The sequence below is a fragment of the Enterobacter cloacae complex sp. SHL018 genome (genome assembly GCF_049237905.1).
In the GTDB taxonomy this organism is placed as follows: Bacteria; Pseudomonadota; Gammaproteobacteria; order Enterobacterales; family Enterobacteriaceae; genus Enterobacter; species Enterobacter hormaechei_C.
On the sequence record NZ_JBMKJE010000006.1, the window covers coordinates 1 to 20,302 of the forward strand.

Below are 20,302 nucleotides of genomic sequence, written 5' to 3' on the forward strand. Positions count from 1 at the left end.
CTGATAAATTGTTAAAGAGCAGTTGCGACGCGCTTCAGCGCTCTGTCGCGAGGTGGCGTATATTACGCTTTCCTCTTTCAGAGTCAACCCGTTATTTCAGGATTTTTCTCTTCAACCGACCGGGTTATCTGTGAAGTGATTCACATCCGCCGTGTCGATGGAGGCGCATTATAGGGATCCCAGTTTTTAGCACAAGTATTTTTTAGATCTTTTTTTCCAACTGATGATTTTCCGTGCTTTTCGCTGAAAACCCACCCGATCCGCTTAAAAATTGACGCATTTTGCCTTGCCTCGATCCAGGAATACGATCAAAGTCTTCTTTAATAGCACTCATCTGTATCGAGGTAGATATGTTTGCAGTATTACGTCCTTATAAAGATCTGTTCCCCCAAAAAGGCGATCGCGTGATGATCGATGCCAGCAGCGTGGTCATTGGTGATGTTCGCATGGCCGATGATGTCAGCATCTGGCCACTCGTCGCGATCCGGGGCGATGTTAACTACGTTGCAATCGGTGCACGCACCAATATTCAGGACGGCAGCGTGCTGCATGTGACTCATAAGTCATCTTATAACCCTGAGGGCAATCCGCTCATCATTGGGGAAGATGTCACCGTCGGTCATAAAGTGATGCTCCACGGCTGCACAATCGGTAACAGGGTTCTCGTTGGGATGGGATCGATTTTGCTGGATGGCGTCATAGTAGAAGATGACGTAATGATTGGCGCAGGAAGCCTTGTTCCGCAAAACAAACGTCTGGAAAGTGGCTATCTCTATTTAGGCAGTCCGGTTAAACAGATCCGCCCCCTAAAAGAGGCGGAGATCGAAGGATTGAAATACTCAGCGAACAATTACGTTAAATGGAAGAATGACTATCTGGATCAGGATAACCAGACCCAACCCTGATCGTCTTCCTGCTGATCGCGGATCAAATCGCTGGCTTCCTCTTCCAGATCCCAGCGATTTTCGCAAAAGACCGCTAACGGATCTGAACCACCAAAGCGCTGATGCAACGTCTCCCCTTTAATCGCACAGGTGAGCTGCATTCCATGCACCAGCACCGGGAAACAAACCGCTTGCTTATTTTCATCCCAGATTTCTCTGTCGGGAAAATGAATCGCCTGATTCATGCCATCAGTTCCTGTTTCAGCTTTTCGATCACCGGTTCTACAGCAGGTAACACGCCATGCCAGAGTAGCACCGCATGAGCCGCCTGCCCCACCAGCATGCCCAGACCATCAGCCACGTGTTTTGCCCCCTGTTGTTCACACCAGGTCAGAAATGGCGTTTTCCCTTTTTGATAAAACATGTCATAGGCGTAGATGTGGGAATGAACCAGGGATGCAGGAATCGCCGGGATCTCTCCATTAATACCGCTTGAGGTGGCATTAATTACAAGATCAAATTCGTGACCCGCGAGATCGTCAAGTGCTACCGCAGTTACGCTGCCTGTGTGTGCGAACAACGCCGCCAGCTCTTCTGCTCTGGAGAAGGTACGGTTGGTGATTGTCACCGCACAATCCAGCGAAAGAAGAGGAAGCAATACGCCGCGCGACGCGCCACCCGCGCCGATCAGCAGGATCCGAAAGCCTGGTTTAATAAACGACAATCGCTCCAGATCGCTGAGTAAACCTATGCCATCGGTGTTATCGCCCAGAAGGCGACCATCTTCGAGCCGCTTAAGAGTATTGACGGCACCAGCGAGCGAGGCACGCTCGGTCAGCTCATCCGCGCGCCCGAAAGCCTCTTCTTTAAAAGGCACCGTGACGTTCGCACCTTTACCACCCGCATCAAAAAAGCTATTCAGCGTCGGTATAAATGCATCAACAGGCGCAAGAACCCGACCATACGGGTGATCTATCTGCAATTGCTCTGCAAACAGCTGATGGATCAGAGGCGACTTGCTGTGCGCGATCGGGTTACCAAAAACAGCATAGGTTTCCATAACATTATCCCTGGCGAAAACGTTCGCCGGTCAAGGCATCGCGAATTTCTGACGGGTTAAGACGACCCCCAGTTTCACCCACGGCTACAGGGAAATCATTCCCGAACTGCGCCAGAACTTCTTCTGTTGTCCGACAAGGGGGAAGCCCGGTCAGGTTGGCGCTGGTTGAAACCAGGGGTTTACCAAATGCCTGGCATAACTCCACCACCAAGGGATGGTCGGTAACGCGTACCGCGAGTGAATCGAAACGCCCGGTTAGCCAGCGCGGCGTTGTCGGTTGTGCAGGGAAAACAAACGTCACGGGACCAGGCCACGCAGAGAAAATGGTTTCCCGCTGTGCAGGTGTCAGCATGGAATCATCAATATAAGGCTTAAGCTGCTCGTAGTTCGCAGCGATCAAAATCAATCCTTTTTCGACTGGCCGCTGTTTTAGCGCCAGCAGACGGTTAACGGCGACTTCGCTGTCAGGATCGCACCCGACCCCGAAAACGGCTTCTGTTGGATAGGCGATGACTTCTTCTTTTTTCAGTATGTCCACCGCCTGCGCGATGGAGCCTGATGGCAGGTTATTATTCACTGATTTGATCCGCCGAAACCGGCTTTCCACATTGTTTATTGGCGCAAAAGCGTTTCAAGCCTTGCGCGGTTTTCTTTTCTATAAGTAACGGATAATCGCAATGAGGGCAGACGCCCGCTACTGGTTTGAAATTGATAACGAACTGGCATTCAGGATAGCGATCGCACGAATGGAAGGTCTTGCCATAACGAGAGCGGCGCTGCACCAATTGACCACGCTGGCACTGAGGGCAGGCAATTGCCGTTTCATCTGGTTTATCAATTTGTTCCGTATGTTCACATTCCGGATAGCGGCTGCATCCGATAAACATCCCGAACCGCCCCTGCCGCAGCGCCAGTTCGCCGCCACAGAGTGGACAAAGCTGTCCCTCCAGAATTTTGACGATATGTCCGTCCGCCTGGCTTTTCAGGGGACGGACATAATCACATTCCGGATAGTGTGAACAACCAAGAAACGGACCGTGTTTCCCGGACCGAATAACAAGTTCAGCCCCACACTGTGGGCAGGGCTCGTTTTTATGCACCGTGAAGAGTGCTGATTTGGCCATAACAACTCTTGTTGCTGCACATAGAATTAATGCAGCATACCTTCATTCACTTCAAAGAGTAATTCTTCCATTTGCTGATAGGCATTTTCACAGCCTGGGATGTTGAATAGAACCATCAGGATCACCCATTTGAGATCTTCCAGTTCAAATTCAGCAGTATCCAGCGCCATGACGCGCTCTATCACCATCTCTCTCGTTTCGAGGTTTAGCACCTGAATCTGCTCGAGGAATAAAATGAATCCCCGGCAGCTGGCATCCAGCCTTTCACACTCTTCAGCTGTATAGATGCGCACAGACAATGGGTCAGAAGCAAGCTGCATCGGTTCGGCGAGGCCGTCCTGATAATCAGCCAACTTATCCAGCCACATCAACGCATTATAAATATCTTCCCGCTCAAAACCTGCGTCGGTCAGATCCCGTGTTAATTTGTCCTGATCCACCTGCATTTCTGCTTCGTTGTGGATGTAAGTCTCAAACAAATACATCAGTACGTCGAACATGGCATGCCCTCCTTAATCGGACATAGCCGCCGGGTACAGCTGCGATCCACCCTGCTAACTCCAGTTCGAGTAGCTGTGCTACCGTTACTGGCACAGGTTGGCCGGCACGTTCAGCGACAACGTCAACAGGTGTTACCTCATCTCCTACGTTAGCCAGGAGCTTGGGAAATGGCAATGCTACTGCCTCCTGATCCGATGAAATATGTCGCTTTTGGAGATCATCCTGCAACCAATGCAATCCATATTGCAAATTTTCCAGGATATCCTCTTTACAGGTCACCAGCGTCGCCCCCTGTTTTATCAGCCAGTGAGGGCCTTCGCAGCCAGGGTTCCCCAACGGGCCGGGTAGCGCAAAAACTTCACGCCCCTGCTCCAGTGCGCACCTTGCGGTAACCAGCGATCCACTCCGAATCGCAGCTTCGACCACCAGCACGCCCTGGCTTAACCCACTGATGATCCGGTTACGCCGTGGAAAGTTACCCGGTCTGGGCGATGTCGAAAGTGAAAACTCAGATACTATCGCCCCCTCTGAAGCGATAAGTTGCTCAGCCAGAATGTGATGACGACGCGGATAGAGACTAAAAAGACCATTGCCAAGCACGGCGACACTTCGCCCTTTTGCTGACAACGCCGCATGATGTGCCACACCATCGATGCCGCAAGCCAGGCCACTGGTGATCGTAAAGCCACATTGGGATAGCTGTTCACTCAGCATTTTCCCCCACCGCTCGCCATACCACGAGGGCGCACGGCTGCCCACAACCGCAAGCTGCATGCTATTAAGCACGTCAACGCGGCCTCGCACAAATAGCGCCCCGGGAAAATCAGGTATAGAACGTAACAATGGCGGAAAGCGAGGATCATCCGCTGTGAGAAGGTGGTTGTCGGTGTGTTCCAGCCATTCCAGACTACGTTCAAGCTCACTCTCACTGAACGAAAAAAACTTTACGGCATGTTTGGGCAAAAGCCCTGACGCGTTGACAGCTTCAGCATCGACGGTTGCCTGGCGAAGCAGCCTCTGCGCAATCTCCAGCATCGCGTCACCGTATAACGACCCGATGTTTATAAGCCGTAACCATATCTCTGTGGACGTCATCCTTTTCCCTGCCATAAGCAGCCTCAGCAATCTTTGCGATTGGTCACTGATGCTGTCAATCGACCGGGGATTTGTCTAGAATAGAAGTAATATTCTTATCAACTCCTGAACACGACTCTGGAAATTTATGGCAGTTTTGCAAGTGTTACATATTCCTGACGAGCGCCTTCGCATCGTCGCGGAACCGGTTAAAGAAGTGAATGCAGAAATTCAGCGTATCGTCGATGATATGTTCGATACCATGTACGCTGAAGAAGGCATTGGCCTTGCCGCGACCCAGGTAGACATTCACAAACGTATTATTGTGATCGACGTTTCTGAAAATCGTGATGAGCGCCTGGTGCTGATCAACCCTGAGATGCTGGAAAAAAGCGGCGAAACAGGTATTGAGGAAGGCTGTCTGTCTATCCCTGAACAGCGCGCTTTGGTGCCACGTGCCGAAAAAGTTAAAATCCGCGCACTGGATCGTGACGGCAATCCGTTTGAGCTGGAAGCCGACGATCTGCTGGCGATTTGCATTCAGCATGAGATGGATCACCTGGTCGGTAAGCTGTTTATCGATTACCTCTCACCGCTGAAGCAACAGCGTATTCGTCAGAAAGTTGAGAAACTGGATCGTTTACGTTCTCGCGCTTAACGCCCCCCGGATACAAGGAATAACGTGTCTACATCACTACGTATAATCTTCGCGGGTACCCCTGATTTTGCGGCGCGTCATCTCGACGCGCTGCTATCGTCTGGTCATCAGATTGTTGGCGTATTTACTCAGCCTGATCGTCCGGCTGGCCGCGGTAAAAAATTGATGCCTGGCCCGGTTAAAGTGCTGGCAGAAACGCATGGTTTGCCGGTTTTCCAGCCTGCATCATTACGACCTCAGGAAAACCAGCAGTTAGTGGCAGACCTGAACGCTGACGTGATGGTAGTTGTGGCTTACGGCCTCATTCTGCCGAAAGCGGTACTCGATATGCCCCGCCTGGGCTGTGTTAACGTTCATGGTTCCTTGCTCCCACGCTGGCGTGGTGCAGCCCCTATTCAGCGCGCTCTGTGGGCAGGCGATGCTGAAACTGGCGTGACAATCATGAAGATGGACGTAGGTTTAGACACGGGCGACATGCTGTATAAACTGGCGTGTCCCATTACCGCAGAAGATACCAGCGCCACGCTGTATGACAAGCTGGCGGATCTCGGTCCGCAGGGGCTGATTGAGACGTTGCAACAGCTTGCTGACAATACAGCGACACCTGAAGTGCAGGATGAGGCACAGGTGACCTATGCTGAAAAACTGAGTAAAGAAGAAGCCCGGATCGACTGGTCCCTGTCAGCAGCTCAACTCGAACGCTGTATCCGCGCCTTTAATCCATGGCCGATGAGCTGGTTGATGATTGATGAGCAGCCAGTGAAAGTCTGGAAAGCTTCAGTTATTAACGGCAATACTTCGGCAGAGCCCGGTACGATTATCGACGCCAGCAAAAACGGTATCCAGGTTGCGACCGGAGAAGGGATCCTGAATCTTGAATCGCTGCAACCGGCCGGTAAAAAGGCAATGAGCGCGCAGGATCTATTAAATTCCCGTCGTGAATGGTTCATCCCTGGCAATCGCCTTGCCTGAACAAATTTACTCTTAAGGCCCGGTGTTTCCGGGCATTTTTATTTTTACGGTTATGAAAAGACAAAATCTACGCACTATGGCGGCTCAGGCCGTTGAGCAGGTTATTGAGCAGGGCCAGTCACTGAGTAATGTCCTGCCTGCACTGCAACAAAAGGTTTCCGATAAAGACAAAGCCCTGCTTCAGGAGCTGTGCTTTGGCGTGCTGCGCACCCTCTCTCAGCTTGAGTGGTTAATTAATAAGCTGATGTCACGCCCGATGAGCGGCAAGCAGCGTACCGTGCATTATTTGATCATGGTCGGTTTCTACCAGCTTCTTCATACCCGCATTCCACCTCATGCTGCGCTGGCTGAGACAGTGGAGGGGGCCGTTGCGATTAAACGTCCCCAGTTGAAAGGATTGATTAACGGCGTGCTGCGTCAGTTCCAGCGTCAGCAGGTCGAACTGCTGGCAGAATTTGCGCAAAGCGAAGCGCGCTTCCTGCACCCTGAATGGCTGCTGAATCGCCTTAAAAAAGCCTACCCACAGCAATGGCAAGACATTGCTGATGCCAATAACCAACGTCCGCCGATGTGGTTACGCGTTAATCGTAACCATCATACCCGCGACGCATGGCTGGCCCTGCTGGAAGAGGCCGGAATGAGCGGCTTCACACACGCTGCTTATCCTGATGCGGTTCGTTTAGCCTCCCCTGCACCGGTACATGCATTACCCGGTTTTGAAGAGGGCTGGGTAACGGTACAGGACGCATCCGCTCAGGGCTGCATGACCTGGCTTGAACCGAAAGACGGGGAGCAGATCCTTGATCTCTGTGCAGCGCCAGGGGGGAAAACAACGCACATTCTGGAAGTGGCGCCGCAGGCCAGCGTGATGGCCGTGGATGTTGATGAGCAGCGTCTTTCACGCGTCTATGACAACCTCAAGCGTCTGGGTATGAAAGCACAGGTTAAGCAAGGCGATGGACGTAAACCCGCAGACTGGTGTGGTGATACCCGGTTCGATCGTATTTTGCTGGACGCCCCCTGCTCTGCAACCGGCGTGATTCGTCGTCATCCCGATATCAAATGGTTGCGTCGCGATCGTGATATCAAGGAGCTTGCCCAGTTGCAATCCGAAATTCTGGATGCCATCTGGCCGCATCTCAAACCCGGCGGAACCCTGGTATATGCAACCTGCTCTGTTCTTCCGGAAGAGAACAGTCAGCAAATTGCGGCTTTCCTGAAACGCACCCCGGACGCGACGCTGCATGATACGGGGACGCCTGAGCACCCGGGTCTGCAAAACCTGCCGGGCGCAGAAGAGGGTGATGGTTTCTTTTACGCTAAGCTAATCAAAGAGTGATGTTGAGAACAGGTCACGAAAGATGAAAATTATCATTCTGGGCGCAGGGCAAGTTGGCGGAACGCTGGCGGAAAATCTCGTGGGCGAAAACAACGATATCACCATTGTGGATACCAATGGCGATCGCCTGCGCGTTTTGCAGGACAAGTTTGATCTTCGTGTTGTACAGGGGCACGGCTCTCACCCACGTGTGCTTCGGGAGGCGGGCGCAGACGATGCCGACATGCTGGTTGCAGTAACCAGTTCAGATGAAACCAACATGGTTGCATGTCAGGTGGCCTACTCGCTTTTCAACACACCGAACCGCATCGCCCGCATTCGCTCCCCGGACTATGTCCGGGATGCGGAAAAGCTGTTTAATTCCGAAGCAGTACCTATCGACCATCTTATTGCCCCTGAACAGCTGGTTATCGACAGTATTTATCGTCTGATTGAGTACCCGGGCGCGTTGCAGGTTGTGAACTTTGCGGAAGGAAAAGTAAGCCTGGCGGTTGTGAAGGCTTATTACGGCGGCCCGCTGATTGGTAATGCCCTGTCGACAATGCGCGAGCATATGCCACATATCGATACGCGTGTTGCGGCGATTTTCCGTCACGACAGACCTATTCGTCCGCAAGGGTCCACCATTGTCGAAGCCGGGGATGAAGTCTTCTTTATTGCGGCTTCTCAGCATATCCGTGCGGTGATGAGTGAACTTCAGCGTCTCGAAAAACCATATAAACGTATTATGCTGGTTGGCGGCGGTAATATTGGCGCAGGTCTGGCGAGACGGCTGGAAAAAGACTACAGCGTGAAGCTGATTGAACGAGATCAACAGCGCGCGTCGGAGCTGGCTGAAAAGCTTCAGAATACTATCGTGTTTTATGGCGATGCTTCGGATCAGGAATTGCTGGCCGAAGAGCATATCGATCAGGTTGATCTTTTTATTGCCGTCACCAACGACGACGAAGCGAATATTATGTCCGCCATGCTCGCTAAACGTATGGGGGCGAAAAAAGTAATGGTGCTTATCCAGCGTAAGGCTTATGTCGACCTGGTACAGGGTAGCGTAATTGATATTGCTATTTCGCCTCAGCAAGCCACCATTTCTGCCCTGCTAAGCCATGTACGTAAAGCGGATATTGTCGGCGTGTCGTCTCTTCGTCGTGGTGTTGCTGAAGCCATTGAAGCCGTCGCTCATGGGGATGAAACGACGTCGCGCGTTGTTGGTCGCGCGATCGACGAAATTAAACTTCCACCAGGCACCATTATCGGCGCCGTAGTGCGAGGTAACGATGTCATGATCGCCAATGATAATTTACGTATTGAGCAGGGTGACCACGTTATTATGTTCCTGACCGATAAAAAATTTATTACCGACGTCGAGCGTTTATTCCAGCCAAGCCCGTTCTTCCTGTAATGATTTGGGTGCTCAGACGAGAGCACCCAAATATTAACCTTCTAATTTTCATGCCTTTTATTTTTCATAACGATTATTTATCCCCAATGGCAATTAGCTAATCATTTGTTAAACTTATAGGCGTCAGCTGGCACAAGGAGAACATAATGAGTTTTATTAAAGAGTTTCGCGAATTTGCGATGCGCGGGAATGTGGTGGATTTGGCTGTGGGTGTCATTATTGGTGCGGCGTTCGGTAAGATCGTTTCATCATTAGTCGCCGACATTATTATGCCGCCGTTAGGACTGTTGATTGGAGGCATTGATTTCAAACAGTTCGCCTTCACCCTTCGGGAGGCTCAGGGCGATATCCCTGCGGTTGTAATGCACTATGGCGTATTCATTCAGAACGTATTTGATTTCGTGATCGTGGCATTTGCCATTTTCATGGCGATCAAACTTATCAACAGACTTAACCGTAAAAAAGAAGAACCGGCTGCTGCCCCGCCAGCACCAACTAAAGAAGAAGTCTTACTGACTGAAATTCGCGATCTGTTAAAAGAGCAGAACAACCGCGTTTAATCAGGCGACAGAAACAGAAAGGCCAGTGGTAAAAAAGCGATTAGCTTGCTTGCCACTGGCCTCCCAGTTACCCCGTTGTGCATGTTTACCTTTACGTAAATAACTCCCTTTTCCTTTCTTGTTCTTCTCAACACGCTGTCTGAAAAGCGGGTCGTGAAGCAATGCCTCAATGGCGTTATCCTTAATTTGTCCCTTCGTATGCTGATAGCGGCTCATCATTTCTCCTGAGCATAGTTAATGTCGGCGGGAGTCTAGTCCCTGGCTGATAAAAAATCAACAACCCTGAGTTTCACTACTGGCGCCCTGTTCAAGAGCTTCCAGTATTGAGCAATAAACACTGCTATGAGCGGTACCGCAGCACGCGTCATTTAACCTTTGCAGAGATCGCTGCATGGCTTGCAGCTCCTGAATGCGTCCTTCAACTTCATCCAGCCGGGCCTGAACGATGCTTTTAGATTCCTGACACGTATGATGTTCAGGATCGATACGGATCGACAGCAGTTCACGGATCGACTCCAGCGTGAAGCCGAGTTGCCGTGCATAGCGGATAAAACGAAGGCGTTGCAGGTCGTTATCCGTATAAAGGCGAAATCCACCTTCCGTTCTGACCTCATGATCGATCATCTGCTGCTTTTCGTAGTAGCGGATAGTATCCGGCGTTACGTTAGCAAGCTTCGCAAGTTCACCTATGCGGTACATGGCTACTCCTCGTTTATTTTTTGCATTAACCTTTCACTGTACTCACCATGCAAAAAGTCAGTATTCATTCCCGTCTGGCGCAGTTTTAGCTCGATGAGCGCCAACCGACGACTGATTTCGGAGTACCGCGGGTCATTCTTATGAATGCCTTTAAGCAGATCGGCAAGCTCGACGGCTTCATTGCGTTGCTGAAGTTCAGGCGGTAAACAACCTGCGTTTTTCAGTAAGCGATAACCGGCCCGTAATTCAGGGGGAATATGTGAATCATCGTCCAGAATCAGCGGCTCACCGCTACCGGGAAGATTTTCGAACTCGCCTTTGTTTTGGGCATCGCAAATATGGCGTTCAGCCCACTGATCGAGCAACCACATAATGAACTCCAGGGGGTGAGCAGAAAAGATACAGACATTGTAGATAAGTGGAGATTCTGCGGATATAAAAAAACCCGCCGAGGCGGGTTTTTTTACGTTACTACAGATTACTCTGCAGCAGCTTCTGCTTTCTCTGAACGATCAACCAGCTCGATGTAAGCCATCGGCGCGTTGTCGCCTGCACGGAAGCCACACTTCAGAATGCGAGTGTAACCACCGGCACGGCTCGCGAAACGCGGGCCCAGTTCGTTAAACAGTTTTGCCACGATCTCGTTATCACGAGTACGGGCGAATGCCAGACGACGATTAGCAACGCTGTCAGTCTTGGCAAGAGTAATCAGCGGCTCAACTACGCGACGCAGCTCTTTCGCTTTAGGCAGGGTCGTCTTGATGATTTCATGACGAACCAGTGAACCTGCCATGTTGCGGAACATAGCCTGGCGATGGCTGCTGTTGCGGTTCAGTTGACGACCACTCTTACGATGGCGCATGACCTTATCCTTCTCAGTAAAACCTTAACCTGTGATCCGGTTACTCGTCAGCAATGCTTGCCGGTGGCCAGTTTTCCAGGCGCATGCCCAGAGACAGACCACGTGAAGCCAGCACGTCTTTAATCTCGGTAAGAGATTTTTTACCCAGGTTCGGCGTTTTCAGCAACTCAACCTCGGTACGCTGTACCAGATCACCGATATAGTGGATAGCTTCTGCCTTGAGGCAGTTAGCAGAGCGGACAGTCAATTCCAGATCGTCAACAGGGCGCAGCAGGATCGGATCGAATTCTGGTTTCTCTTCTTTCACTTCCGGCTGACGTACATCACGTAAGTCAACGAAAGCTTCCAGTTGTTCTGCCAGGATGGTTGCCGCACGACGAATCGCCTCTTCAGGATCGATTGTGCCATTGGTTTCCATTTCGATGACCAGCTTGTCCAGGTCGGTACGCTGTTCTACACGCGCTGCTTCAACATTGTAGGCAATACGCTCTACAGGGCTGTAACATGCGTCGACCAGCAGACGGCCGATTGGGCGCTCATCTTCTTCCGAATGAATTCGGGCAGAAGCCGGCACATAACCACGACCGCGCTGAACTTTGATACGCATGCTAATAGCTGCGTTCTCATCGGTCAGGTGGCAGATCACGTGCTGCGGCTTGACGATTTCAACATCACCGTCGTGGGTGATGTCGGCTGCAGTCACAGGGCCAATGCCAGATTTATTCAGAGTAAGAATAACTTCATCTTTACCCTGAACTCTCACCGCCAGCCCTTTCAGGTTGAGCAGGATTTCAAGGATATCTTCCTGAACGCCTTCTTTGGTGCTGTACTCATGAAGTACACCATCAATCTCAACCTCGGTCACCGCGCAACCCGGCATCGATGAGAGCAGAATACGGCGCAGTGCGTTACCCAGAGTATGGCCAAAGCCACGCTCTAAAGGCTCAAGGGTCACCTTGGCGTGCGTCGAACTCACTTGCTCGATATCTACCAGGCGCGGTTTTAGAAACTCTGTCACAGAACCCTGCATTGTGTCCTCTCTTTGGTACTAAGCTTTACTTGGAGTAAAGCTCGACGATCAGGTGTTCGTTAATGTCCGCAGACAGATCAGAACGTTCTGGCTGACGCTTGAACGTACCTTCCATCTTGCCAGCATCAACTTCCAGCCAGGTTGGCTTTTCACGCTGCTCAGCCAGCTCCAGAGCGGCTTTCACGCGAGATTGCTTTTTCGCTTTCTCACGAATGCTAACAACGTCATTCGCTTTAACCTGATAAGAAGCGATGTTAACAACACGACCGTTTACCATGATTGCTTTATGGCTAACCAGCTGGCGTGATTCAGCACGAGTCGCGCCGAAGCCCATACGGTATACAACGTTGTCCAGACGACCTTCCAGCAGAGCCAGCAGGTTTTCACCTGTGTTGCCTTTCAGACGTGCTGCTTCTTTATAGTAGTTACGGAACTGACGCTCCAGCACACCGTAGATACGGCGAACTTTTTGCTTTTCACGCAACTGCACACCATAGTCAGACAGACGCGGTTTACGCGCACCGTGCTGGCCAGGAGCTTGTTCAATTTTACACTTGGTATCGATCGCGCGAACGCCAGACTTAAGGAATAAGTCGGTGCCCTCACGACGGCTCAGCTTGAGCTTAGGACCCAAATATCTTGCCATTTTCTATCTCCAACTAACCTAAAAAACGAGCGTTATACGCGACGTTTTTTCGGCGGACGACAACCGTTATGAGGGATCGGAGTCACATCAGTAATATTCGTGATGCGGAAACCAGCGGCGTTCAGAGCGCGAACAGTAGATTCACGACCCGGACCCGGACCTTTAACCATAACTTCCAGATTCTTGATGCCGTATTCTTTTACGGCTTCAGCGCAACGCTCTGCTGCAACCTGAGCTGCGAACGGAGTGGATTTGCGAGAACCACGGAAACCGGAACCACCGGCTGTTGCCCAACCCAATGCGTTACCCTGACGATCAGTAATAGTAACGATGGTGTTGTTGAAAGAAGCATGGATATGAGCCACGCCGTCAGAGACTTGTTTTCTTACACGTTTACGTGCACGAACTGGTGCCTTTGCCATTATTCAATCACCCCGATTATTTCTTGATCGGTTTGCGCGGACCCTTACGGGTACGAGCGTTGGTCTTAGTACGCTGACCGCGCACTGGCAGACCACGACGATGACGCAAACCGCGATAGCAACCAAGATCCATCAGGCGCTTGATGCTCATGCTGATTTCACGGCGCAGATCACCTTCAACGACAAATTTGGCAACTTCGTCACGCAGCGTGTCGATTTGTTCTTCAGACAGCTCACTGATCTTAACATCTTCAGCGATACCCGCTGCAGCCAGAATGGCTTTAGAACGGGTCTTGCCGACGCCATAGATCGAAGTTAATGCGATCACAGCATGTTTCTGATCAGGAATGTTAATGCCTGCTATACGGGCCACTATGCACTCCTACTATTTAATATGTACGCACCATGCTGAAAAGCCCGTTTTCAGGATACTCAAATGGAAACGTACAGACATACAAAAGATTGGCTGGCTAATCTAGCCAGCTCAACCCAACTTTGCAAGAAAAATATGCGAAATAATCAGCCTTGGCGCTGTTTATGCTTCGGCTCGGCACTGCAAATCACACGGATGACACCATCACGCTTAACGATTTTGCAGTTACGGCATAATTTCTTGACGGAAGCACGAACTTTCATTTTTACTCTCCGTAACTTCTCAGGCGACCAGTTAGCGGCCGTAGCCTTTCAGGTTCGCCTTCTTCAATGCAGACTCATACTGACTGGACATCATCAGAGTTTGCACTTGAGCCATAAAGTCCATAATCACGACCACAACGATAAGCAGTGAGGTCCCACCGAAGTAGAACGGTACTTTCATTGCATCACGCATGAACTCCGGGATCAGGCAGATAAAAGTAATATAAAGCGCACCAACCAAAGTCAGGCGAGTCATTACTTTATCGATATACTTCGCCGTTTGCTCTCCCGGACGAATTCCTGGTACAAATGCACCGGACTTCTTCAGGTTATCTGCTGTTTCACGCGGGTTGAAGACCAACGCCGTGTAGAAGAAACAGAAGAAGATGATCGCAGACGCATAGAGTAACACATAAAGTGGTTGCCCAGGCTGCAAATACAGCGAAATTGTTGTCAGCCAGTTCCAACCAGTACCGCCCCCGAACCATGACGCGATGGTTGCCGGGAACAGAATAATACTGGAAGCGAAGATAGCCGGGATAACCCCCGCCATATTCACTTTCAGCGGTAAATGTGTGCTCTGTGCAGCATAGACACGACGACCCTGCTGACGTTTAGCGTAGTTCACCACAATGCGGCGTTGACCACGTTCAACGAAGACAACAAAGAACGTCACTGCAAATACTAATACTGCAACCAACAGCAACAGGAGGAAGTGCAGGTCGCCTTGACGCGCTTGCTCGATAGTATGGGCGATGGCCGGCGGGAGACCCGCAACGATACCGGCGAAGATAATGATTGAGATACCGTTACCGATACCTCGTTCAGTAATCTGTTCGCCGAGCCACATCAGGAACATGGTCCCTGTGACCAGACTTACAACAGCGGTGAAATAGAATGCAAAGCCTGGGTTTAATACCAGGCCCTGCATACCAGGCATATTCGGAAGACCGGTAGCAATACCGATCGACTGGAATATTGCCAGCACCAGAGTGCCGTAACGGGTGTACTGGCTAATCTTACGACGTCCAGACTCCCCTTCTTTCTTCAACTCTGCCAGGGCCGGATGAACGACCGTCAGCAGCTGGATAATAATCGATGCCGAAATGTACGGCATAATACCCAGTGCGAAAATAGAAGCACGGCTGAGAGCACCACCAGAGAACATGTTGAACATTTCAATGATGGTGCCTCGCTGTTGCTCAAGCAGTTTGGCAAGTACAGCGGCATCAATACCAGGGATCGGAATAAAAGAGCCAATACGGAACACAATCAGCGCGCCGATTACAAACAGCAGTCTGCGTTTCAGCTCGCCAAATCCACCTTTGGCACTTTGAAAATCTAATCCCGGTTGCTTAGCCATCTGCTACTTATTCCTCAATTTTACCGCCAGCAGCTTCGATAGCAGCACGAGCACCTTTAGTAACACGCAGGCCACGAACAGTTACCGGAGTAGAAACTTCACCAGCCAGGATCACTTTCGCGAACTCGATCTGGATACCGATAATGTTAGCCGCTTTCAGCGTGTTCAGGTCTACAACGCCGCCTTCAACTTTCGCCAGGTCAGACAGACGGATTTCCGCTGTGATCGCTGCTTTGCGAGAGGTGAAGCCGAACTTCGGCAGACGACGGTACAGTGGCATCTGGCCACCCTCGAAACCGCGACGTACGCCACCGCCAGAACGAGAGTTCTGACCTTTGTGACCACGACCACCGGTTTTGCCGAGGCCAGAACCGATACCACGACCCAGGCGTTTACCCGCCTTTTTAGAGCCTTCGGCCGGAGACAGAGTATTTAAACGCATCTCTTACTCCTCAACTTTAACCATGAAGTAAACCGCGTTGACCATACCACGAACAGCAGGAGTATCCTCGCGCTCAACGGTATGACCAATACGACGCAGACCCAGGCCAAGCAGCGTTGCCTTGTGTTTCGGCAGACGACCGATTGCACTGCGGGTTTGAGTGATTTTAATAGTCTTTGCCATGGTCAATTACCCCAGAATTTCTTCAACGGATTTACCACGCTTGGCAGCGACCATTTCTGGAGAATTCATATTTTCCAGGCCATCAATAGTTGCACGAACCACGTTGATCGGGTTGGTGGAACCATATGCTTTAGCCAGAACGTTATGAACTCCAGCAACTTCCAGAACGGCGCGCATTGCACCACCGGCGATGATACCGGTACCTTCGGAAGCTGGCTGCATGAATACACGAGAACCCGTGTGAACACCTTTAACTGGGTGTTGCAGGGTACCGTTGTTCAGCGCGACGTTAATCATATTGCGACGGGCTTTTTCCATCGCTTTCTGGATCGCTGCTGGAACTTCACGCGCTTTACCGTAACCAAAACCAACGCGACCGTTACCATCACCCACTACAGTCAGAGCTGTGAAGGAGAAAATACGACCACCTTTAACGGTTTTAGATACGCGGTTTACCGCGATCAGCTTTTCCTGCAGTTCGCCAGCCTGTTTTTCGATGTGAGCCATCTTACACCTCTACCTTAGAACTGAAGGCCAGCTTCACGGGCAGCATCTGCCAGTGCCTGGACACGACCATGATATTGGAACCCGGAACGGTCAAAGGAAACATTGCTGATGCCTTTTTCCAGAGCGCGTTCAGCGACAGCTTTACCTACAGCTGCTGCGGCGTCTTTGTTACCGGTATACTTCAATTGTTCTGAGATAGCTTTTTCTACAGTAGAAGCAGCTACCAGAACTTCAGAACCGTTCGGTGCAATTACCTGTGCGTAAATATGACGCGGGGTACGATGTACCACCAGGCGAGTTGCACCCAGCTCTTTGAGCTTGCGGCGTGCGCGGGTCGCACGACGGATACGAGCAGATTTCTTATCCATAGTGTTACCTTACTTCTTCTTAGCCTCTTTGGTACGCACGACTTCGTCGGCGTAACGAACACCCTTGCCTTTATAAGGCTCAGGACGACGGTAGGCGCGCAGATCTGCTGCAACCTGACCGATCAGCTGTTTATCAGCGCCTTTCAGCACGATTTCAGTCTGAGTCGGACATTCTGCAGTGATACCGGCCGGCAGCGGATGCTCAACAGGGTGTGAGAAGCCCAGAGACAGGCCTACTGCATTCCCTTTGATAGCTGCACGATAACCTACACCAACCAGCTGAAGCTTTTTAGTGAAGCCTTCGGTAACACCAACAACCATTGAGTTCAGCAGGGCACGCGCGGTACCAGCCTGAGCCCATCCATCCACGAAACCATCACGTGGACCGAAGGTCAGAGCGTTATCTGCATGTTTAACTTCAACAGCATTGTTGAGGGTACGAGTCAGCTCGCCGTTTTTACCTTTGATCGTAATAACCTGACCGTCGATTTTTACATCAACGCCGGCAGGAATAACGACCGGTGCTTTAGCAACACGAGACATTCTTTCCTCCGATTAGGCTACGTAGCAGATAATTTCGCCACCAAGACCAGCCTGGCGCGCTGCACGATCAGTCATAACACCTTTAGAGGTAGAAACAACTGCGATACCAAGACCAGCCATTACTTTTGGCAGCTCATCTTTTTTCTTATAGATGCGCAGGCCTGGGCGGCTGACACGCTGAATGCTTTCTACAACAGCTTTACCCTGGAAATACTTGAGAGTAAGTTCCAGTTCCGGCTTGGTGTCGCCTTCAACTTTAAAATCTTCGATAAAACCTTCTTCCTTCAGCACGTTGGCAATTGCCACTTTCAGCTTGGCGGAAGGCATGGTGACCGCAACTTTGTTCGCGGCCTGACCGTTACGGATACGGGTCAGCATATCCGCGATCGGATCTTGCATGCTCATCTGTCTTTACTCCCGTGATTCAATTGGTAATTACCAGCTAGCCTTTTTCAAGCCTGGCACTTCACCGCGCATGGCGGCTTCACGCAGTTTGATACGGCTCAACCCAAACTTGCCCACATAACCATGTGGACGACCTGTTTGACGACAGCGGTTACGCTGACGAGACGGGCTGGAATCACGCGGCAGAGACTGCAGCTTGAGAACCGCATTCCAACGATCTTCGTCGGAAGCGTTCACATCAGAAATGATCGCTTTCAGTTCAGCGCGTTTAGCGAAGAATTTATCAGCTAAAGCTACGCGCTTTACTTCGCGTGCTTTCATTGATTGCTTAGCCATTCAGTAACCCTACCTTACTTGCGGAACGGGAAGTCAAAGGCAGCCAGCAGAGCACGGCCTTCTTCATCAGATTTCGCAGTAGTGGTAATGGTAATATCCAAACCACGCACGCGGTCGACTTTATCGTAGTCGATTTCTGGGAAGATGATCTGCTCACGGACACCCATGCTGTAGTTACCACGACCGTCGAAAGACTTAGCGGACAGGCCACGGAAGTCACGGATACGTGGAACAGCAATAGTGATCAGGCGCTCAAGGAACTCCCACATGCGTTCGCCACGCAGAGTTACTTTACAGCCGATCGGATAGCCCTGACGGATTTTGAAGCCTGCAACAGATTTGCGTGCTTTGGTGATCAGCGGTTTTTGACCGGAGATTGCTGTCAGGTCAGCTGCTGCGTTATCCAGCAGTTTCTTGTCAGCGATCGCTTCACCAACACCCATGTTCAGGGTGATCTTCTCGACCCGAGGGACTTGCATGACAGAATTGTAGTTAAACTCAGTCATGAGTTTGTTAACTACTTCGTCTTTGTAGTAATCATGCAGTTTCGCCATCGTACTACTCCAAATTACTTGATAGTTTCGCTGTTAGATTTGAAGAAACGGACTTTTTTACCGTCTTCGAATCTAAAGCCTACACGGTCAGCCTTGCCGGTAGCCGCATTGAAGATTGCAACGTTAGAAACCTGAATAGCAGCTTCTTTTTCAACGATGCCGCCTGGTTGGTTCAGGGCCGGAACCGGCTTCTGATGTTTCTTAACCAGGTTGATACCTTCAACGACAAGTTTGCCGGAAGACAGAACATTTTTTACTTTACCGCGTTTACCTTTATCTTTACCGGTTAACACGATAACTTCGTCATCACGACGGATTTTCGCTGCCATGATTCGCTCCTTAGAGTACTTCTGGTGCCAGAGAGATAATTTTCATGAACTTCTCAGTACGAAGTTCACGAGTTACCGGCCCAAAGATACGCGTGCCGATAGGCTGCTCGCTGTTATTGTTTAAAATAACGCATGCATTACCATCGAAGCGAATGACAGAACCGTCAGGGCGACGAACACCCTTCTTGGTGCGCACCACTACCGCCTTCAGCACATCACCTTTTTTGACCTTACCACGTGGAATTGCTTCCTTGATGGTGATCTTGATGATGTCGCCTACGCCTGCGTAGCGACGGTGCGAGCCACCCAGAACCTTGATACACATTACGCGACGTGCACCGGAGTTGTCGGCGACGTTCAGCATAGTCTGTTCTTGGATCATTTTAGTGCTCCGCTAATGTCAACTACTACCTGAGACTCTAAAATCAGAGCCGTTAAAAAGCCCCATATCGAGGGCGCGGCATTATAACACCGCTTCTGCAATATGGGTAGAAAAAATAAACGGCTCATCGCTGAGCCGTTTATTCGTATTGAGAATGCGTACTCTATTACAGAACCGCTTTCTCTACAACGCGAACCAGCGTCCAGGACTTAGTCTTGGACAGTGGACGGCATTCACGGATTTCAACCTTGTCGCCGATACCACATTCGTTGTTCTCGTCATGTACGTGCAGTTTGGTCGTACGCTTGATGAATTTACCGTAGATCGGGTGTTTCACAAAACGTTCGATAGCTACAACAATGGATTTCTCCATTTTATCGCTAACAACACGACCTTGCAGAGTACGGATTTTATCGGTCATTACGCACCCGCCTTCTGAGTCAGTAAAGTCTTAACGCGCGCAACATTGCGACGCACTTGCTTCAGCAGGTGAGTCTGTTGCAGCTGGCCACTTGCAGCCTGCATACGCAGGTTGAACTGCTCACGCAGCAGGTTCAGCAGCTCAGCGTTCAGCTCTTCAACGCTTTTTTCACGCAGCTCTTTTGCTTTCATTACATCACCGTCTTAGTTACAAAGGTGGTTTTGATAGGCAGTTTCGCTGCTGCCAGGCCGAAGGCTTCACGGGCCAGCTCTTCCGGAACACCGTCCATTTCATAAAGGACTTTGCCCGGTTGGATCAAGGCAACCCAGTACTCCACGTTACCTTTACCTTTACCCATACGAACTTCCAGTGGCTTCTCGGTGATCGGTTTGTCCGGGAATACACGGATCCAGATCTTACCTTGACGCTTAACTGCACGGGTCATTGCACGACGTGCTGCTTCGATCTGACGTGCAGTCAGACGACCACGGCCAACAGCTTTCAGACCGAAAGTGCCGAAGCTAACATCCGTACCCTGCGCCAGACCACGGTTGCGGCCTTTGTGCACTTTACGGAATTTTGTACGCTTTGGTTGTAACATCA

General features: G+C 50.7%; 35 protein-coding genes. 6 read left to right on the forward strand and 29 right to left on the reverse strand.

Features of this window, described 5'->3' with window-relative positions; all coding sequences use genetic code 11:
• Positions 1 to 350: 350 nt before the first annotated feature.
• Entirely contained in the window at positions 351 to 905 is a 555-nt protein-coding gene (locus ACOTY5_RS19305) for a gamma carbonic anhydrase family protein (RefSeq protein ID WP_003863357.1), read from the forward strand.
• Here ACOTY5_RS19305 and ACOTY5_RS19310 read toward each other — a convergent pair.
• The 6 genes from ACOTY5_RS19310 to dprA are packed head-to-tail and all read right to left on the reverse strand — an operon-like array spanning position 881 to position 4,664.
• Positions 881 to 1,129, reverse strand: a complete 249-nt coding sequence (locus ACOTY5_RS19310; protein WP_015571398.1) for a DUF1488 domain-containing protein — start codon at positions 1,127 to 1,129, stop codon at positions 881 to 883. The genes ACOTY5_RS19305 and ACOTY5_RS19310 overlap by 25 nt on opposite strands.
• On the reverse strand, positions 1,126 to 1,944 hold the full coding sequence (gene aroE, locus ACOTY5_RS19315; protein WP_015571399.1) for a shikimate dehydrogenase: 819 nt from the start codon (positions 1,942 to 1,944) through the stop codon (positions 1,126 to 1,128). Before aroE ends, ACOTY5_RS19310 begins: the two co-directional genes overlap by 4 nt.
• A gap of 4 nt (positions 1,945 to 1,948) precedes the next feature.
• Positions 1,949 to 2,521 (reverse strand): L-threonylcarbamoyladenylate synthase type 1 TsaC, encoded by a 573-nt coding sequence (tsaC, locus tag ACOTY5_RS19320; protein ID WP_017383724.1) that lies wholly within the window; start codon positions 2,519 to 2,521, stop codon positions 1,949 to 1,951.
• Positions 2,514 to 3,068, reverse strand: coding sequence for a type I DNA topoisomerase (locus tag ACOTY5_RS19325; protein ID WP_045142205.1), 555 nt, complete (start codon positions 3,066 to 3,068; stop codon positions 2,514 to 2,516). Before ACOTY5_RS19325 ends, tsaC begins: the two co-directional genes overlap by 8 nt.
• A gap of 26 nt (positions 3,069 to 3,094) precedes the next feature.
• Positions 3,095 to 3,568, reverse strand: coding sequence for a DUF494 family protein Smg (smg, locus tag ACOTY5_RS19330; RefSeq protein ID WP_000460665.1), 474 nt, complete (start codon positions 3,566 to 3,568; stop codon positions 3,095 to 3,097).
• Positions 3,540 to 4,664, reverse strand: a complete 1,125-nt coding sequence (gene dprA / locus ACOTY5_RS19335) for a DNA-protecting protein DprA (protein ID WP_032649694.1) — start codon at positions 4,662 to 4,664, stop codon at positions 3,540 to 3,542. The genes smg and dprA overlap by 29 nt, the downstream gene beginning before the upstream one ends.
• Positions 4,665 to 4,791: 127 nt before the next feature.
• Here dprA and def point away from each other — a divergent pair, with 127 nt between their 5' ends.
• The 5 genes from def to mscL all read left to right on the forward strand — a co-directional run bounded on the left by def (position 4,792) and on the right by mscL (position 9,571).
• Positions 4,792 to 5,301: a peptide deformylase gene (gene def, locus ACOTY5_RS19340; RefSeq protein ID WP_015571402.1), complete on the forward strand. Its 510-nt coding sequence runs from the start codon at positions 4,792 to 4,794 to the stop codon at positions 5,299 to 5,301.
• Between the two features lie 24 nt (positions 5,302 to 5,325).
• Positions 5,326 to 6,273, forward strand: a complete 948-nt coding sequence (gene fmt / locus ACOTY5_RS19345) for a methionyl-tRNA formyltransferase (RefSeq protein WP_017693884.1) — start codon at positions 5,326 to 5,328, stop codon at positions 6,271 to 6,273.
• Positions 6,274 to 6,325: 52 nt separating this feature from the next.
• Positions 6,326 to 7,612, forward strand: coding sequence for a 16S rRNA (cytosine(967)-C(5))-methyltransferase RsmB (rsmB, locus tag ACOTY5_RS19350; RefSeq protein ID WP_032682266.1), 1,287 nt, complete (start codon positions 6,326 to 6,328; stop codon positions 7,610 to 7,612).
• 22 nt (positions 7,613 to 7,634) lie between these two features.
• Positions 7,635 to 9,011, forward strand: a complete 1,377-nt coding sequence (trkA, locus tag ACOTY5_RS19355; RefSeq protein ID WP_003863337.1) for a Trk system potassium transporter TrkA — start codon at positions 7,635 to 7,637, stop codon at positions 9,009 to 9,011.
• 146 nt (positions 9,012 to 9,157) lie between these two features.
• Positions 9,158 to 9,571, forward strand: a complete 414-nt coding sequence (mscL, locus tag ACOTY5_RS19360) for a large-conductance mechanosensitive channel protein MscL (RefSeq protein WP_003863335.1) — start codon at positions 9,158 to 9,160, stop codon at positions 9,569 to 9,571.
• Here the strand turns inward: mscL and ACOTY5_RS19365 are convergent, their stop codons facing one another.
• The 23 genes from ACOTY5_RS19365 to rplP all read right to left on the reverse strand — a co-directional run bounded on the left by ACOTY5_RS19365 (position 9,572) and on the right by rplP (position 20,300).
• Complete coding sequence (locus ACOTY5_RS19365) at positions 9,572 to 9,787, reverse strand: alternative ribosome-rescue factor A (RefSeq protein ID WP_017383729.1); 216 nt, start codon at positions 9,785 to 9,787, stop codon at positions 9,572 to 9,574.
• A 57-nt stretch (positions 9,788 to 9,844) separates the two neighbouring features.
• Positions 9,845 to 10,270, reverse strand: coding sequence for a Zn(2+)-responsive transcriptional regulator (gene zntR / locus ACOTY5_RS19370; RefSeq protein ID WP_003863328.1), 426 nt, complete (start codon positions 10,268 to 10,270; stop codon positions 9,845 to 9,847).
• A gap of 2 nt (positions 10,271 to 10,272) precedes the next feature.
• Entirely contained in the window at positions 10,273 to 10,641 is a 369-nt protein-coding gene (locus ACOTY5_RS19375) for a DUF1992 domain-containing protein (protein ID WP_023295520.1), read from the reverse strand.
• A gap of 107 nt (positions 10,642 to 10,748) precedes the next feature.
• On the reverse strand, positions 10,749 to 11,132 hold the full coding sequence (gene rplQ / locus ACOTY5_RS19380; protein ID WP_001216368.1) for a 50S ribosomal protein L17: 384 nt from the start codon (positions 11,130 to 11,132) through the stop codon (positions 10,749 to 10,751).
• A 40-nt stretch (positions 11,133 to 11,172) separates the two neighbouring features.
• Complete coding sequence (locus ACOTY5_RS19385) at positions 11,173 to 12,162, reverse strand: DNA-directed RNA polymerase subunit alpha (RefSeq protein ID WP_002919219.1); 990 nt, start codon at positions 12,160 to 12,162, stop codon at positions 11,173 to 11,175.
• Positions 12,163 to 12,187: 25 nt separating this feature from the next.
• Positions 12,188 to 12,808, reverse strand: coding sequence for a 30S ribosomal protein S4 (gene rpsD / locus ACOTY5_RS19390; RefSeq protein ID WP_003863314.1), 621 nt, complete (start codon positions 12,806 to 12,808; stop codon positions 12,188 to 12,190).
• Between the two features lie 32 nt (positions 12,809 to 12,840).
• A complete protein-coding gene (rpsK, locus tag ACOTY5_RS19395) occupies positions 12,841 to 13,230 on the reverse strand; it encodes a 30S ribosomal protein S11 (RefSeq protein WP_003863312.1) in 390 nt (129 codons plus the stop codon).
• Positions 13,231 to 13,246: 16 nt separating this feature from the next.
• Entirely contained in the window at positions 13,247 to 13,603 is a 357-nt protein-coding gene (rpsM, locus tag ACOTY5_RS19400) for a 30S ribosomal protein S13 (RefSeq protein WP_003863308.1), read from the reverse strand.
• Positions 13,604 to 13,749: 146 nt separating this feature from the next.
• Positions 13,750 to 13,866: a 50S ribosomal protein L36 gene (gene rpmJ, locus ACOTY5_RS19405; protein WP_000868187.1), complete on the reverse strand. Its 117-nt coding sequence runs from the start codon at positions 13,864 to 13,866 to the stop codon at positions 13,750 to 13,752.
• Between the two features lie 31 nt (positions 13,867 to 13,897).
• Positions 13,898 to 15,229 carry a preprotein translocase subunit SecY gene (gene secY, locus ACOTY5_RS19410; RefSeq protein WP_003863305.1) on the reverse strand — a complete coding sequence of 444 codons (1,332 nt, stop codon included), beginning with the start codon at positions 15,227 to 15,229 and terminating at the stop codon, positions 13,898 to 13,900.
• A 7-nt stretch (positions 15,230 to 15,236) separates the two neighbouring features.
• Positions 15,237 to 15,671, reverse strand: a complete 435-nt coding sequence (rplO, locus tag ACOTY5_RS19415; RefSeq protein WP_003863304.1) for a 50S ribosomal protein L15 — start codon at positions 15,669 to 15,671, stop codon at positions 15,237 to 15,239.
• Between the two features lie 3 nt (positions 15,672 to 15,674).
• Positions 15,675 to 15,854: a 50S ribosomal protein L30 gene (rpmD, locus tag ACOTY5_RS19420; RefSeq protein ID WP_003863301.1), complete on the reverse strand. Its 180-nt coding sequence runs from the start codon at positions 15,852 to 15,854 to the stop codon at positions 15,675 to 15,677.
• A gap of 6 nt (positions 15,855 to 15,860) precedes the next feature.
• Complete coding sequence (gene rpsE / locus ACOTY5_RS19425; protein WP_003863299.1) at positions 15,861 to 16,361, reverse strand: 30S ribosomal protein S5; 501 nt, start codon at positions 16,359 to 16,361, stop codon at positions 15,861 to 15,863.
• Positions 16,362 to 16,375: 14 nt separating this feature from the next.
• Positions 16,376 to 16,729, reverse strand: coding sequence for a 50S ribosomal protein L18 (rplR, locus tag ACOTY5_RS19430; protein ID WP_003863297.1), 354 nt, complete (start codon positions 16,727 to 16,729; stop codon positions 16,376 to 16,378).
• A gap of 9 nt (positions 16,730 to 16,738) precedes the next feature.
• A complete protein-coding gene (gene rplF / locus ACOTY5_RS19435) occupies positions 16,739 to 17,272 on the reverse strand; it encodes a 50S ribosomal protein L6 (RefSeq protein WP_006178917.1) in 534 nt (177 codons plus the stop codon).
• Positions 17,273 to 17,284: 12 nt separating this feature from the next.
• A complete protein-coding gene (gene rpsH / locus ACOTY5_RS19440) occupies positions 17,285 to 17,677 on the reverse strand; it encodes a 30S ribosomal protein S8 (RefSeq protein ID WP_006178918.1) in 393 nt (130 codons plus the stop codon).
• A 30-nt stretch (positions 17,678 to 17,707) separates the two neighbouring features.
• Complete coding sequence (gene rpsN, locus ACOTY5_RS19445; RefSeq protein WP_003863291.1) at positions 17,708 to 18,013, reverse strand: 30S ribosomal protein S14; 306 nt, start codon at positions 18,011 to 18,013, stop codon at positions 17,708 to 17,710.
• Positions 18,014 to 18,027: 14 nt separating this feature from the next.
• Positions 18,028 to 18,567 carry a 50S ribosomal protein L5 gene (rplE, locus tag ACOTY5_RS19450; RefSeq protein ID WP_003863290.1) on the reverse strand — a complete coding sequence of 180 codons (540 nt, stop codon included), beginning with the start codon at positions 18,565 to 18,567 and terminating at the stop codon, positions 18,028 to 18,030.
• A gap of 14 nt (positions 18,568 to 18,581) precedes the next feature.
• Complete coding sequence (rplX, locus tag ACOTY5_RS19455) at positions 18,582 to 18,896, reverse strand: 50S ribosomal protein L24 (protein WP_003863287.1); 315 nt, start codon at positions 18,894 to 18,896, stop codon at positions 18,582 to 18,584.
• 10 nt (positions 18,897 to 18,906) lie between these two features.
• Positions 18,907 to 19,278, reverse strand: a complete 372-nt coding sequence (gene rplN, locus ACOTY5_RS19460; RefSeq protein WP_002919748.1) for a 50S ribosomal protein L14 — start codon at positions 19,276 to 19,278, stop codon at positions 18,907 to 18,909.
• Between the two features lie 166 nt (positions 19,279 to 19,444).
• On the reverse strand, positions 19,445 to 19,699 hold the full coding sequence (rpsQ, locus tag ACOTY5_RS19465; protein ID WP_002438707.1) for a 30S ribosomal protein S17: 255 nt from the start codon (positions 19,697 to 19,699) through the stop codon (positions 19,445 to 19,447).
• Positions 19,699 to 19,890, reverse strand: coding sequence for a 50S ribosomal protein L29 (gene rpmC, locus ACOTY5_RS19470; RefSeq protein WP_003863282.1), 192 nt, complete (start codon positions 19,888 to 19,890; stop codon positions 19,699 to 19,701). The genes rpsQ and rpmC overlap by 1 nt, the downstream gene beginning before the upstream one ends.
• On the reverse strand, positions 19,890 to 20,300 hold the full coding sequence (gene rplP, locus ACOTY5_RS19475) for a 50S ribosomal protein L16 (RefSeq protein WP_002919759.1): 411 nt from the start codon (positions 20,298 to 20,300) through the stop codon (positions 19,890 to 19,892). Before rplP ends, rpmC begins: the two co-directional genes overlap by 1 nt.
• Positions 20,301 to 20,302 lie beyond the last annotated feature (2 nt).

Bases quoted from the DNA above. Each gene is read 5' to 3' on its own strand.
- ACOTY5_RS19305 (WP_003863357.1), top strand. From the start codon at position 351: ATGTTTGCAGTATTACGTCCTTATAAAGATCTGTTCCCCCAAAAAGGC.
- ACOTY5_RS19310 (WP_015571398.1), bottom strand. From the start codon at position 1,129: ATGAATCAGGCGATTCATTTTCCCGACAGAGAAATCTGGGATGAAAAT.
- aroE (WP_015571399.1), bottom strand. From the start codon at position 1,944: ATGGAAACCTATGCTGTTTTTGGTAACCCGATCGCGCACAGCAAGTCG.
- ACOTY5_RS19325 (WP_045142205.1), bottom strand. From the start codon at position 3,068: ATGGCCAAATCAGCACTCTTCACGGTGCATAAAAACGAGCCCTGCCCA.
- smg (WP_000460665.1), bottom strand. From the start codon at position 3,568: ATGTTCGACGTACTGATGTATTTGTTTGAGACTTACATCCACAACGAA.
- dprA (WP_032649694.1), bottom strand. From the start codon at position 4,664: ATGACGTCCACAGAGATATGGTTACGGCTTATAAACATCGGGTCGTTA.
- def (WP_015571402.1), top strand. From the start codon at position 4,792: ATGGCAGTTTTGCAAGTGTTACATATTCCTGACGAGCGCCTTCGCATC.
- rsmB (WP_032682266.1), top strand. From the start codon at position 6,326: ATGAAAAGACAAAATCTACGCACTATGGCGGCTCAGGCCGTTGAGCAG.
- trkA (WP_003863337.1), top strand. From the start codon at position 7,635: ATGAAAATTATCATTCTGGGCGCAGGGCAAGTTGGCGGAACGCTGGCG.
- mscL (WP_003863335.1), top strand. From the start codon at position 9,158: ATGAGTTTTATTAAAGAGTTTCGCGAATTTGCGATGCGCGGGAATGTG.
- ACOTY5_RS19365 (WP_017383729.1), bottom strand. From the start codon at position 9,787: ATGAGCCGCTATCAGCATACGAAGGGACAAATTAAGGATAACGCCATT.
- zntR (WP_003863328.1), bottom strand. From the start codon at position 10,270: ATGTACCGCATAGGTGAACTTGCGAAGCTTGCTAACGTAACGCCGGAT.
- ACOTY5_RS19375 (WP_023295520.1), bottom strand. From the start codon at position 10,641: ATGTGGTTGCTCGATCAGTGGGCTGAACGCCATATTTGCGATGCCCAA.
- rplQ (WP_001216368.1), bottom strand. From the start codon at position 11,132: ATGCGCCATCGTAAGAGTGGTCGTCAACTGAACCGCAACAGCAGCCAT.
- ACOTY5_RS19385 (WP_002919219.1), bottom strand. From the start codon at position 12,162: ATGCAGGGTTCTGTGACAGAGTTTCTAAAACCGCGCCTGGTAGATATC.
- rpsD (WP_003863314.1), bottom strand. From the start codon at position 12,808: ATGGCAAGATATTTGGGTCCTAAGCTCAAGCTGAGCCGTCGTGAGGGC.
- rpsK (WP_003863312.1), bottom strand. From the start codon at position 13,230: ATGGCAAAGGCACCAGTTCGTGCACGTAAACGTGTAAGAAAACAAGTC.
- rpmJ (WP_000868187.1), bottom strand. From the start codon at position 13,866: ATGAAAGTTCGTGCTTCCGTCAAGAAATTATGCCGTAACTGCAAAATC.
- secY (WP_003863305.1), bottom strand. From the start codon at position 15,229: ATGGCTAAGCAACCGGGATTAGATTTTCAAAGTGCCAAAGGTGGATTT.
- rplO (WP_003863304.1), bottom strand. From the start codon at position 15,671: ATGCGTTTAAATACTCTGTCTCCGGCCGAAGGCTCTAAAAAGGCGGGT.
- rpmD (WP_003863301.1), bottom strand. From the start codon at position 15,854: ATGGCAAAGACTATTAAAATCACTCAAACCCGCAGTGCAATCGGTCGT.
- rpsE (WP_003863299.1), bottom strand. From the start codon at position 16,361: ATGGCTCACATCGAAAAACAGGCTGGCGAACTGCAGGAAAAGCTGATC.
- rplR (WP_003863297.1), bottom strand. From the start codon at position 16,729: ATGGATAAGAAATCTGCTCGTATCCGTCGTGCGACCCGCGCACGCCGC.
- rplF (WP_006178917.1), bottom strand. From the start codon at position 17,272: ATGTCTCGTGTTGCTAAAGCACCGGTCGTTATTCCTGCCGGCGTTGAT.
- rpsH (WP_006178918.1), bottom strand. From the start codon at position 17,677: ATGAGCATGCAAGATCCGATCGCGGATATGCTGACCCGTATCCGTAAC.
- rpsN (WP_003863291.1), bottom strand. From the start codon at position 18,013: ATGGCTAAGCAATCAATGAAAGCACGCGAAGTAAAGCGCGTAGCTTTA.
- rplE (WP_003863290.1), bottom strand. From the start codon at position 18,567: ATGGCGAAACTGCATGATTACTACAAAGACGAAGTAGTTAACAAACTC.
- rplX (WP_003863287.1), bottom strand. From the start codon at position 18,896: ATGGCAGCGAAAATCCGTCGTGATGACGAAGTTATCGTGTTAACCGGT.
- rplN (WP_002919748.1), bottom strand. From the start codon at position 19,278: ATGATCCAAGAACAGACTATGCTGAACGTCGCCGACAACTCCGGTGCA.
- rpsQ (WP_002438707.1), bottom strand. From the start codon at position 19,699: ATGACCGATAAAATCCGTACTCTGCAAGGTCGTGTTGTTAGCGATAAA.
- rpmC (WP_003863282.1), bottom strand. From the start codon at position 19,890: ATGAAAGCAAAAGAGCTGCGTGAAAAAAGCGTTGAAGAGCTGAACGCT.
- rplP (WP_002919759.1), bottom strand. From the start codon at position 20,300: ATGTTACAACCAAAGCGTACAAAATTCCGTAAAGTGCACAAAGGCCGC.